The sequence below is a fragment of the Arthrobacter sp. H14 genome, from assembly GCF_000520495.1.
Classification (GTDB): domain Bacteria; phylum Actinomycetota; class Actinomycetes; order Actinomycetales; family Micrococcaceae; genus Arthrobacter_C.
Genome location: NZ_KI914666.1, coordinates 41,157 through 53,192 on the forward strand (window position 1 = coordinate 41,157; position 12,036 = coordinate 53,192).

The following is a 12,036-nucleotide window of genomic DNA, read 5'->3' on the forward strand; positions in this document are numbered from 1 at the left end:
CAAAGCCAGTATTGATGCCCGCGACGCCGGTGAGAATGGCGGGAACGAGTTCGTCTTCTACGACGGTCCTCCCTTCGCCAACGGTCTGCCGCACTACGGACACCTGTTGACCGGCTATGCCAAGGACCTCGTCGGCCGCTACCAGACCCAACGCGGCCGCCGCGTCGAGCGCCGGTTCGGCTGGGACACCCACGGACTGCCCGCCGAGCTTGAGGCGATGAAGCAGCTCGGTATGACGGACAAGCAGCAGATCGAGGCCATGGGCATCGACAAGTTCAACGACGCCTGCCGCGCCTCGGTGATGAAGTATGCCGACGAGTGGAAGGCCTACGTCACCCGCCAGGCCCGCTGGGTCGACTTCGAAAACGACTACAAGACTCTCAACATCGAGTACATGGAGTCGGTCATGTGGGCGTTCAAGACCCTGCATGAAAAGGGTCTGACCTACAGCGGCTACCGGGTTTTGCCGTATTGCTGGAAAGACGAAACTCCGTTGTCCAACCATGAGCTGCGGATGGATGACGACGTCTACCAGATGCGCCAGGACCAGACCGTCACGGTCACTTTCCCCATTGCTGGTTCGGCAAGTGGCGCCACGGACCGAAGCGACGACGGCGGCAATCCGTTGGCGGCGGAACTGGCCGGTGTGCAGGCTATCGCCTGGACGACGACGCCCTGGACCCTGCCCACCAACGCAGCCCTCGCCGTCGGACCCGACATAACGTACGCCGTCGTACCGGCTGGACCTAATGGAACATCAGCGGCGGATGGCCAGTCCCCGAAAACGGTCCTGGCCGGCGAGAACGGTGCGGACCAGCACCGTTCTGGCGGCCAAGCACCGTTCTCGGGAAAAGAGCGGACAGGCGAAGAGGGGCAAGCCACGGGCAGCGACGTCCGGTTCCTGATCGCGGAAGATCTCCTGGCCGGCTATGCCAAGGACCTGGGCTACGACTCGGCCGAGGAAGCCACGGACGCCGTCGCTGCCACCTATTCCGGCAAGGACCTGGGCGGGCTCGAATATGAACCGCTGTGGGATTACTTCGCCGATCCGGATAAGGGCGGCTACCGGAACGCGTTCCGCTTCCTGGTCGCTGACTATGTCACAACCACTGACGGTACCGGCATCGTGCACCAATCGCCGGCCTACGGTGAAGAAGACCAGCAAATCACCGAGCAGGCGGGAATCCAGGTCATCCTCTCCGTGGACGAGGGGGCGAAGTTCCTGCCGCTGTTCAGCGAGGGGCCGCTCTCGGGCATCGCCGGTGTACAGGTTTTCGAAGCCAACAAGGCAATCATCCGCCAGCTCAAGGAATCCGGCCGGCTGGTGCGCCAGGCAAGCTACGACCACTCCTACCCGCATTGCTGGCGCTGCCGGAACCCATTGATCTACCGGGCGGTCTCTTCCTGGTTCGTCGAGGTGTCGAAATTCAAGGACCGGATGGGGGAGCTGAACCAGCAGATCAACTGGATCCCCGGGAACGTCAAGGACGGACAGTTCGGCAAGTGGGTCGAAAATGCCCGCGACTGGTCGATCAGCCGCAACCGGTACTGGGGCAGTCCAATCCCGGTCTGGCAGTCGGACGATCCCAAGTACCCCCGGACTGACGTGTACGGGTCGCTCGCTGAGATGGAGGCGGACTTCGGCAGGCTGCCGCTGAACAAGGAGGGCCAGCCCGACCTGCACCGCCCGTTCATCGACGAGCTGACCCGCCCGAACCCTGACGACCCGTCCGGCAAGTCGACCATGCGCCGGGTCGAGGACGTGCTCGACGTCTGGTTCGACTCCGGTTCGATGCCCTACGCCCAGGTGCATTATCCGATGGAGAACGAAACCTGGTTTGAAAACCACAACCCGGGTGACTTCATCGTCGAATACATCGGCCAGACCCGCGGCTGGTTCTACACGCTGCACATCCTGGCCACGGCGCTGTTCGACCGCCCGGCCTTCCGCAATGTGATCAGCCACGGGATCGTGCTGGGCTCCGACGGGCAGAAGATGTCCAAGTCTCTGCAAAACTATCCGGACGTCTCGGAAGTGTTGGACCGTGACGGTTCCGACGCGATGCGCTGGTTCCTGATGGCCAGCCCGATCCTGCGCGGCGGGAACCTGGTGGTGACCGAGCAGGGCATCCGCGACGGCGTGCGCCAGGTAATGCTGCCGCTGTGGAATGCGTGGCACTTCTTCAGCCTGTACGCCAATGCTGCCGGCGGCGGGAATGGATACGAGGCGAAGCTGGTAACGGACTCAACGGAAGCCGGTGCAGGCACGGAATCCGGACGGGACCCGCTGGACGACTACATCCTCGCCAACACCGGTGCCTTGGTTCGGACGATGACGGAATCCCTGGATGCGTTCGACATCAGCGGCGCCTGCGAGTCATTGCGGCTCTACCTCGACACCCTGACCAACTGGTATGTCCGCCGCAGCCGGCAACGCTTCTTCGCCGAGGACGCGGCCGCCTTCGATGTCCTTTACACCTGCCTGGAAACAGTCTGCCGGGTTGCGGCATCACTGCTGCCGCTGGTGACCGAGGAAGTGTGGCGGGGACTCACCGGCGGCCGTTCCGTCCACCTTGCCGACTGGCCTGATGCCGGAGCTTTCCCGGAACAGCCCGGCCTCGTGCAGAAGATGGACCGCACCCGGCAGATTTGCTCCACCGGTTCCAGCCTGCGCAAAGCCGCGAACCTCAGGGTGCGCCAGCCACTGTCCGGCCTCACCGTCGTGGCCCCCGGCGCCGATCAGCTGAGCGGGCATTACGAGGCGATCATCGCCGATGAGCTGAACATCAAGAAGGTTCAGCTGCTGGACTCGGTCACGGCGGAGCCGGAGGAGTTCGGCATCAGCCAGAAGCTCGTCATCAACGCGCGCTCGGCCGGACCGCGCCTCGGCAGGGACGTGCAGCTCGCCATCAAGGGGTCCAAGAGCGGGGATTGGTCCGTGGACGACGACGGTATCGTCACCGCCGGGGGACTCGCCCTGCAGGAGGGGGAGTACACCTTGGAAACGGTGGTCGACGACGACGTCGCTTCCGGCCGTGCGGTCAGCGTGCTGCCGGGCGGTGGTTTCGTGGTGCTGGATACCGATTTGACTCCCGAGTTGGCAGCCGAAGGCATGTCGAGGGACGCCGTCCGCGCCATCCAGCAGGCACGCCGCGACGCCGGTCTGCACATCAGCGACCGGATCCGCACCTCGGTGACCGCTCCGCAGGACGTGCTGGACGCCATCGAGGCCAACAGCCGGCTCGTCAAGACGGAAACGTTGACCGATGATTTGGTGCTGAATCCATCCGGCTCCGCTGGAGGACCGGCGCATGCCGGCGCCAAATCCGGCGAGGATGCGGGCGCGTCCGCCGATGCCGCCGATGCCGTGATGACTGTCGCCGTCGAAAAACTGGAGGCCTGAGAAATGCCAAGCGAAGGACTGGACGAATTTTCGGTGGAGAGCGTCTACGCCGAACTGCTCGGCCGCGCGCCCGAATCGAAGATGGAACCGCGGCTGGATCCGCTGTTCCGCGCCATGGAGCTGCTCGGCGACCCGCAGAAGGCGTATCCGGTCATCCACATCACCGGGACGAACGGCAAAACCTCCACGGCACGGATGATCGAAGCCGGGCTGCGGGCGCATGGGTTGCGGACCGGCCGGTACACAAGCCCGCATCTGGCCAAGGTGACCGAGCGCATCAGCGTGGACGGCGAGCCGGTAAAGGACGAAACCTTCGTTCGGATCTGGGATGAAATACACCCGTTCCTGCAGATGGTCGACGGCGAACTTGAGGACGCGGGCGAGCCCCGGTTGACGTATTTCGAATGCCTGACCATCCTGGGCTTCGCCGTCTTCGCGGACCAGCCGGTGGATGTCGCCGTCGTCGAGGTTGGTCTGGGCGGTATCACGGACGCCACCAACGTCGCCGACGGACAGGTGGCCGTGGTCACGCCGATCTCGGCCGACCACACCGAACTCCTCGGAGACACGCTGACTGAGATCGCGCTCGAGAAGGCCGGCATCATCAAAGCCGGGGGATTCCTGATCAGCGCAGCGCAACCGGTCGAAGCCGCGCAGGTCCTGCTCGAACACGCGCGGGAAGTCGACGTTCCGTTCCGGTTCCAAGGCATCGAGTTTGGCGTTGAGGCGCGAGCGATGGCGGTCGGCGGGCAGCAGTTGACGATCAGCGGGCTGGCGGGCCGCTACGAGGATTTATTGCTTCCGCTGCACGGAATCCATCAGTCGCAGAACGCGGCGGTGGCGGTGGCGGCCCTCGAGGCATTCATTGGCGGCGGCAAGAAGGAACTCGATGCCGAAGTGCTGCGCGAGGCCTTTGCCGGTGTCACCTCTCCCGGGCGGATGGAGGTGGTCCGCACCGCTCCGACGACCATTATCGACGCGGCGCACAATCCAGACGGCGCCCGGGCGACCGCCGGCGCTGTCCAGGAGGCCTTCACCTTCAGCAAACTCGTGATCGTCATCGGGGTGCTGCAGGAGAAGGACGCGCAGGGGATAGTGACCGAACTCAAGGACTCCCTCTCGGAGCTGAACCCGGATTTCTGCTTCACCCAATCGTCCTCACCCCGCGCGATACCGGCAGAGGAACTCGCCGAGAATGCCATCAGTTGGGGCGTGCCGTCCGAAGCCGTTTTTGCAGAAGCACGCTTGGACGACGCCATCGAATGGGCTGTGGCCAGGTCGGAGGAGTTCAACGATCTCTCCGGCGGGATCCTCATCACCGGTTCGGTAACCGTCGTTGGCGAGGCACGCACGCTGTTGCTGCGGAAGGAGACGAACGATGGCTAGGATGACCAAGGCGCAGCGCGAGTGGCGTCCCGACATGCCGAAGAAGCGGCGTTCCATCAAGGTCATGTTCGCCTCGACGGTACTGAGCCTGGAGGCCTTCGTGGTCTTCTTCGCCACCCTCGTTGCGTTCGGCATCGGCGCGCGCGGCGTGCCGCAGCCGGTATTGCTGATCACCGGAATCGTGCTCAGCGCGGTGCTGGTGGCGGCCTGCGCGTTCCTGACCAAGCCAGTTGGCTACCCCGCGGGCTGGGTTCTGCAGGTCCTGATTATTGCCACCGGTTTCGTGGTCCCAATGATGTTCCTGGTGGGTGCGCTGTTCACACTTACCTGGTGGTACGGAGTAAAAACGGGCGCCCGGCTGGACCGCGAAAACGTCCAGCGGGACGCGGAACAGGCCGAGTGGGAGCGCCGCAATCCCGGCGGCGGCACGGACAACTGACTGCGGCGGGCATTTGCCGGCGCCCAAGGCATTTAGAATTGTAACAACACCACCAACTTCCTGCTAGGAGATATCTGTGAGCATTGAACGTACATTGGTCCTGATTAAGCCCGACGGCGTTTCCCGCAGCCTGACCGGGTCCATACTCGGCCGGGTTGAGGCCAAGGGGTACAACCTCGTGGACGTGAAACTGATGAACGCGACCCGCGGGCAGCTGGAACAGCACTACGAAGAGCACATCGGGAAGCCCTTCTACGAGCCGCTGGTCGAATTCATGCTGAGCGGTCCGATCGTCGCGGCGATTTTCGAAGGCGAACGCGTCATCGAGGGATTCCGTTCGCTGGCCGGTTCAACGGAGCCGACGGCGGCCGCGCCGGGAACCATTAGGGGGGACCTTGGACGTGACTGGGGCCTGAAGGTCCAGCAGAACCTGGTGCACGGTTCCGATTCGACGGAGTCCTCCGAGCGGGAAATCGGTATCTGGTTCAGCTGACCGGACAGGACCCCGCCGGTTCACCCGACATTGCCAGTAGAAAAGCGGCCCCCGCGTAGAGGGCCGCTTTTCTATTTGCCGTTGCTATCCGATGTTGCCAATAAAGAAGCGGAAAACGATGCTGGTGATAATTCCGATGTAGGCGAGTACAACAATGATCCACGCCCATTCATTAAGGAATCTGGTGACGCCGGGGGAGAGCCGGAATACTCCTTGATTTATATTCCGGACGGTGACCCAGACAAACATGGGAATCATCATGGCCCACACCACCATGCAATAAGGGCACAGGGCGCCAATGACGTACAGCGACTGGAACCACAGCCACCCGATAAAGATCATTCCCAGCGTGACGCCGGCCTGCAGCCCGATCCAGTACCAGCGGGCCAGGCGTCCTCCGGAGAGCAGAACCATTCCGGTGGTGATGACGACGGCGAACGCCACAACTCCGATCAGCGGATTGGGGAAGCCAAACAGGGCGGCCTGTTCTGTTTTCATCACGGAGCTGCAGGAGACCCAGGGGTTGAGGTCACAACTGGCAATATGGTCGGGGTTGCGGAACAGAGCCAGCCGCTCAAGAACGAGCACGCCGGCGGCAAGCCAGGCAACAGCACCAGTAATGACCAGGAACAAGCCGAATGGCCGTCGCCGGGTCAGGCGCGGTTCATCGTTGCCAGTGGCGGTTTCCCCGGTCCCGGGCGCGCCGGCCGGGGGTTTGGGGCCCAAAGCGCCTGAACCGGTCTCCTGCACTGAATTCACCATTCTGTCCTATGCCGTTCGGGATGTATCACTTCGATTGTAGTTCCGAGGATGGTTCGGCGCCGCTCAGCCGCGGTATGGGTTACTCGTCGCTAATACCTGAGAACTTATGGCCTGTGTGAGACAATGAAACCGGCTGGATGACGATCCACATTCGATGTCCAGTCCAACGAAGCTTAAGGCTCGCAGGCGACGCTTCAGGTGTAAAGCCCCCATCAGCGAATGGGAACCTGAAATCCGCCGGAGAGCCGCTGCTGGTGAAAAGGTAATGCAGCAGGATACAGAGCATTCGTTGGCCGGTGAGTGATACCGCACCCCACTGTTGGTGCGACCTCGCGGTACCATGACGATTTCCGTCTGACGTGGAGCCGAGAGCCCACGGAGCAGACGACAATTGCCCCTTGGGGGATCGGAATGTGGCCGGTACCCCAAGGGCTGGAGCACAGCTATATATGGAAAACGATCAGATCACTTCAGATTCATCTGAACAGTCAACCGGCACGGAACCAGTTGAGTCCATCCGCAAGCCGGCCCGGCCACGGCGCAAGCCAGCGGTCAAAAGCGACGGCGGCACACAGGCAGCAGCCGAAACAGCCAGCCCCGCGGAGGACACCGGCAGCGGCGCACCGGAGGGTGTTGCTCCCGTAACGGAGACTGAAGGTACAGCCCCGGCAACTGCGGAAGCCCAGGATGCCGGGACACCGTCCGGCGAAGCAGCCAAAAAACCGGCACGCCGGTCCCGTGCCAGGAAGACTGTACCCACCGAGGACCAGCCAGCCGGCGAGCAGCAGTCCCAAGACCAGTCGGTATTGGACCTTCCCACGGATGAGCCTGCAAAGGATGCACCATCCGCAAGCGACGACGCTCCGGAAGGCACTCCCGCACCGAGCCCCGTGGTGAAGCGGAAGCGCGCTCCGCGCAAGAAGGCGGAAAACGCGCCTGCCGCATCCCCGGGTGGCGAAGGGTATCAGCCAGAGCCGGAAGGCGCTGCCGGGGCGACCTCCGAAGACTCCGGCGCCTCCCCGGAAACACCGGCCGCTGATGTGGACAACGAAGCCTCCGGTGACAATCCGGGAACCGGACATTTGGCCGAGCGTGAAGAGGCCGTTGCCTCTGCCCCGGCCGTCCAGTCATCGCCCATTTCCGTCCTGTTCCAAGCACCGGATCTGACTGAAATCCGGTCCAGCAAGGCAAAGGCTCCCTCAGAAGTTCCGGCCGAGCCGCAGCGGAACTCCGAGGCCGACGACGATGACGAGGATTCCGCAAACCGACCGCGCCGCAGCAGGCGTGGACGCAACCGGAACCGCAGCCGTGACACCTCGGGCGGCAACGGCGGTAATGCCGATGACGAGTCCCCGGACGGTGGGGACGACGAGGCAGGGTCGCAAAGCGGTCCAGGCCAGCAAAAGCAAGACGAAGCCGGCAACGGCGATGGAGTGACAAGCCGCAGGCGCCGCCGCCGTCGTCGTGGTGAGTCGGATCTGGAACTTTCCGGCGGGGACGATGACGACCCGCCCAACACCGTTACCCGGGTCCGCGCCCCGCGTCAGCACAGCGAAGCTCCGGCCTCGGACCAGGTCACGAGCGTCAAGGGATCGACCCGGCTGGAGGCCAAGAAGCAGCGCCGTCGTGAGTCCCGCGAAACCGGCCGCCGCCGCCAGGTCATCACTGAGGCGGAGTTCCTGGCCCGCCGTGAATCCGTGGACCGCACCATGGTGGTGCGTCAACGGGACGAACGGATCCAGATCGGTGTCCTCGAGGACGGAGTCCTGGCCGAGCATTTCGTGTCGAAGACCCAGCAGGACTCATTGATCGGCAACGTCTATGTCGGCAAGGTGCAGAACGTGCTGCCCTCGATGGAGGCAGCCTTCGTTGATATCGGACGGGGCCGCAATGCTGTGCTCTACGCCGGTGAGGTTAACTGGGACGCCGCCAATATGGGCAACGCGCCCCGCCGGATCGAAAACGCACTCAAGTCCGGCGACTCCGTCGTCGTGCAGGTCACCAAGGATCCAGTGGGCCACAAGGGCGCGCGGCTGACCAGCCAGATCTCGCTGCCGGGACGCTACCTGGTCTACGTGCCGGGCGGTTCCATGACAGGGATCTCCCGGAAGCTCCCCGACGTCGAGCGCAACCGGCTGAAGAAGATCCTCAAGGACCGGCTGCCGGATAACGCCGGCGTCATCGTCCGCACCGCTGCGGAGGGCGCAAGCGAAGAGGAACTGACCAACGACATTAACCGGCTGCGTGCCCTGTGGGAAACCATCGAGACCAACTCGAAGTCCAACAAGACGCTCCCCCCGGAACTGCTGTACGGCGAACCGGATCTGACCATCAAGGTCGTCCGCGACGTCTTCAACGAGGACTTCTCCAAGCTAATCGTCTCCGGCGAAGAAGCGTGGGACACCATCGAGGCGTATGTAACGTACGTGGCTCCGGATCTGGTCGGCCGGCTGGAGAAGTGGACGAAGGACGAGGACATTTTCGCGGCCTGGCGCCTGGACGAGCAGATCACGAAGGCACTGGACCGGAAGGTTTTCCTGCCCTCGGGCGGCTCGCTGGTCATCGACCGGACCGAGGCGATGACCGTCGTCGACGTCAATACCGGAAAGTTCACGGGCAGCGGCGGCAATCTCGAGGAGACCGTCACCAAGAACAACCTGGAGGCGGCCGAAGAGGTGGTGCGCCAGCTGAGGCTTCGTGACATCGGCGGCATCATCGTCATCGACTTCATCGACATGGTGCTGGAGTCCAACCGGGATCTGGTGCTGCGCCGCATGGTCGAGTGCCTCGGCCGGGACCGCACTAAACACCAGGTGGCCGAGGTAACGTCGCTCGGGCTGGTGCAGATGACGCGCAAGCGGATGGGAACCGGCCTGCTGGAAGTCTTCGGCGAAACCTGTGAACACTGCGCGGGCCGGGGGATCGTCACGCACGAAGAACCGGTCGAGCACCGCAAGCAGCACGCGCTGGGCACGGAGCATCATCAGCACCATCTCCGGGCGGAAAAGCAGTCCCGCAGCGAGAAGAAGCGGAGCCGGAAACAGAAGCAGCAGGATTATCAGGAGCCCGCGCCGAAGCCCGTTGAAGAGCACCCCGACGACGCCGGGAAGCAGGCGAAGGCGGAGGCGGCGCGTGCCGCACTGGCGAATATTGCCGCCGCGTCGCATGCTGCCCATGCTGACGAGGACCACCGGCCGGAACAGTCCACAGCGAATGCCGGTGAATCCGGCGGTCGTGCAGCAGACGCCGGCACGTCCGGCCGGAAGGACCGCCGCAAAGACAATGCAGCACGGAACGACGACGACGCTGACGACACGCGTGGCCGCGCCGGCGATGGTGATGGATCCGGAACGATCCTGACCATCCATGGCGAGCCGGTTGTAGTGCCGAAATCGGGTGCCTCCGAGGCCGCTGCGGAACAGGAGAGCAGCCGGTTCACGCTGAAGAGCCTGACTGAAGCGTTCGACAGCCAGCCCGGTGCCCCTGCCCGGCAGGAGAGCCAGGATGGCAGGAGCGGGACTGCGCATCCTTCCGCGCCGGCACGCCGCCCACGCCGGCACCGCTCGGCAAGCAGCGCCCAAGGTGCGGCCAATGCCAACCCGGTGGAAAAGTACGACGACAGCCAATTGGCCCGGGCGACGAAGGCGGTCTGGTCGGGAGCAGTTGCTTCCAGCGGACCAGCCGGCCCGGCGGGAACGCAGACCGCAGGAGCGGAAACGCAGAACAGTAATAAGGATGTTGCTGAGGTGGAAAAGCCGAAGGCCGAGGAGCCATTTATTCTCGGCACCGGGGTTCCCGCTTCGGAACTCTAAAGTGCTGTAGAGTCAGAGCCAGTGACACGGGGTGCTCCAATTGCGGGGCTGAGATCCAGACCCGTTGAACCTGAACTAGTTAGGACTAGCGAAGGGATGTCGCGCTCACCATGCCGGTGGCCCGAAGGCCGGAAGCAGAAACGCTTCCCGTAGTACCGGAACGTGCGGCTACGCTACCTTCGCTTCGACGTCGGCGAATGGAGCGTATGAACAGCATGGCAGGCAACAGTATTCCACGGGTTCTCAGTATTGCCGGGACCGATCCGACCGGTGGCGCCGGTATCCAGGCGGATCTGAAGAGCATCGGCGCCAACGGCGGTTACGGTATGGCCGTCGTGACCGCGCTGGTGGCCCAGAACACACAGGGCGTACGCTCCGTGCACACGCCTCCGGTCAATTTCCTGCTTGAACAGCTCAACGCGGTCAGCGACGACGTCGTTATCGATGCTGTCAAGATCGGGATGCTTGGCCGGCAGGACGTGATCGACGTCGTCCGGAACTGGCTTACCCTGAACCGGCCGCCCGTCGTCGTACTTGATCCTGTGATGGTGTCCACGAGCGGCGACCGATTGCTGGACCGCGCCGCCGAGGACTCCCTCCGCCAGCTCGTCTCCTGCGCCGATCTGGTGACCCCCAACCTGGCCGAGCTCGCGGTACTGCTGGACGAGCCTCCGGTATCCAGCTGGGAGCAGGCTCTCCAGGCCGGCAAACGTCTGTCCGAACGCCACAATGTCGCCGTCCTGGTCAAGGGTGGCCACTTGGACGATGAGTCCTGCCCGGACGCCGTGGTGGACATGTCCGCAGCTGAGGGAGAGCAGGTGCAGGAGGCCAGCTCAATACGCGTGGCCACCCGGAACACACATGGCACCGGATGCTCCCTCTCGGCGGCTTTGGCCACGGTCCGGCCCCGCACGGACAGCTGGGCCGGCGCGTTGACAGTCGCCAAGGACTGGCTGACCGTCGCTCTGGAACAAGCGGACATTCTCGACGTCGGCCATGGCAACGGCCCGGTCCATCACTTCCACAATTACGGCAGCGCAAATCCGGGTGGCTTCAGCAGGCGGCTCTGGGACGATATTGCTCCCCTACGGGACGAGATCCTCGCGCTCGGATTCATCCAGCAGTTGGCCAAGGGGACCCTGGATCCGTCGGAGTTTGGCTACTATCTCGCCCAGGATGCGCTGTACCTGGATGGTTATGCCGAAGTCCTGAAACTCATCGGCGCCATGGCTGCGTCGCCGTCGGAGCGGACCTTCTGGTTGGACGCTGCGGACAACTGCATCAACGTCGAAGCCGAACTGCACCGAAGCTGGCTGGCCGGAACCGACCCCGATTCCCGGCCCGGATCCGTCACCGTGGCATATTTGGAGCACCTCCGCGCGGCTGTGGCAACGGGGTCCTACGCCGTCGCGCTGGCTGCCGCTCTACCGTGCTTCTGGCTCTACGCCCATGTGGGCGGGACGCTGCACGCAGGTTACGGCGACGGGCGGGACGCGGCGGCGCATCCGTACGGAGCATGGCTGGAGACCTATGCCGACGAGGAGTTCCGCGCCGCCACCGACCGCGCTGTGCGTATCATGGACTTTGCTGCCATTCCTGTTGATCAGGAAGAGCGGGATGCCATGGAACAGGCGTTCATCCGGTCGGCGGTATTCGAGCGGGAGTTCTTCGATGCGCCCCGTCTCTTTGCCGGTGCCGTTACCGCCGCGCGGCTGGTGTGACGACCGCCACGTGCCGACCC

At 63.8% G+C, this 12,036-nt stretch carries 7 protein-coding genes and 1 riboswitch; of the genes, 6 read left to right on the forward strand and 1 reads right to left on the reverse strand.

What is annotated here, in order from left to right; translation table 11 throughout:
• The 4 genes from Y707_RS26360 to ndk form a co-directional block, all read left to right on the forward strand.
• Nucleotides 1–3,403: isoleucine--tRNA ligase (locus tag Y707_RS26360; protein WP_081744901.1), on the forward strand; the 3,403-nt coding region annotated here is incomplete at its 5' end.
• Between the two features lie 3 nt (nt 3,404–3,406).
• Nucleotides 3,407–4,789: a bifunctional folylpolyglutamate synthase/dihydrofolate synthase gene (locus Y707_RS0114765; RefSeq protein ID WP_026535657.1), complete on the forward strand. Its 1,383-nt coding sequence runs from the start codon at nt 3,407–3,409 to the stop codon at nt 4,787–4,789.
• The gene (locus tag Y707_RS26365; RefSeq protein ID WP_035781857.1) at nt 4,782–5,228 is read left to right on the forward strand and encodes a DUF4233 domain-containing protein; all 447 of its coding nucleotides are present in this window, start codon (nt 4,782–4,784) and stop codon (nt 5,226–5,228) included. The genes Y707_RS0114765 and Y707_RS26365 overlap by 8 nt, the downstream gene beginning before the upstream one ends.
• A 76-nt stretch (nt 5,229–5,304) precedes the next feature.
• Nucleotides 5,305–5,721, forward strand: coding sequence for a nucleoside-diphosphate kinase (gene ndk, locus Y707_RS0114775; protein ID WP_026535658.1), 417 nt, complete (start codon nt 5,305–5,307; stop codon nt 5,719–5,721).
• 84 nt (nt 5,722–5,805) lie between these two features.
• On the opposite strand, the gene Y707_RS26370 is transcribed toward ndk, so the two are convergent.
• Entirely contained in the window at nt 5,806–6,483 is a 678-nt protein-coding gene (locus Y707_RS26370; protein WP_081744902.1) for a vitamin K epoxide reductase family protein, read from the reverse strand.
• 449 nt (nt 6,484–6,932) lie between these two features.
• On the opposite strand from Y707_RS26370, the gene Y707_RS26375 reads away from it, so the two are divergent.
• A complete protein-coding gene (locus Y707_RS26375) occupies nt 6,933–10,295 on the forward strand; it encodes an Rne/Rng family ribonuclease (protein WP_035781859.1) in 3,363 nt (1,120 codons plus the stop codon).
• A 17-nt stretch (nt 10,296–10,312) separates the two neighbouring features.
• Nucleotides 10,313–10,409, forward strand: a riboswitch (TPP riboswitch).
• A gap of 92 nt (nt 10,410–10,501) precedes the next feature.
• On the forward strand, nt 10,502–12,016 hold the full coding sequence (gene thiD / locus Y707_RS0114790) for a bifunctional hydroxymethylpyrimidine kinase/phosphomethylpyrimidine kinase (RefSeq protein ID WP_253905191.1): 1,515 nt from the start codon (nt 10,502–10,504) through the stop codon (nt 12,014–12,016).
• Nucleotides 12,017–12,036 lie beyond the last annotated feature (20 nt).

What these genes read in the sequence shown, in the direction of transcription:
- Y707_RS0114765 (WP_026535657.1), top strand. Translation starts at nt 3,407, where the DNA reads ATGCCAAGCGAAGGACTGGACGAATTTTCGGTGGAGAGCGTCTACGCC.
- Y707_RS26365 (WP_035781857.1), top strand. Translation starts at nt 4,782, where the DNA reads ATGGCTAGGATGACCAAGGCGCAGCGCGAGTGGCGTCCCGACATGCCG.
- Y707_RS26370 (WP_081744902.1), bottom strand. Translation starts at nt 6,483, where the DNA reads ATGGTGAATTCAGTGCAGGAGACCGGTTCAGGCGCTTTGGGCCCCAAA.
- Y707_RS26375 (WP_035781859.1), top strand. Translation starts at nt 6,933, where the DNA reads ATGGAAAACGATCAGATCACTTCAGATTCATCTGAACAGTCAACCGGC.
- thiD (WP_253905191.1), top strand. Translation starts at nt 10,502, where the DNA reads ATGAACAGCATGGCAGGCAACAGTATTCCACGGGTTCTCAGTATTGCC.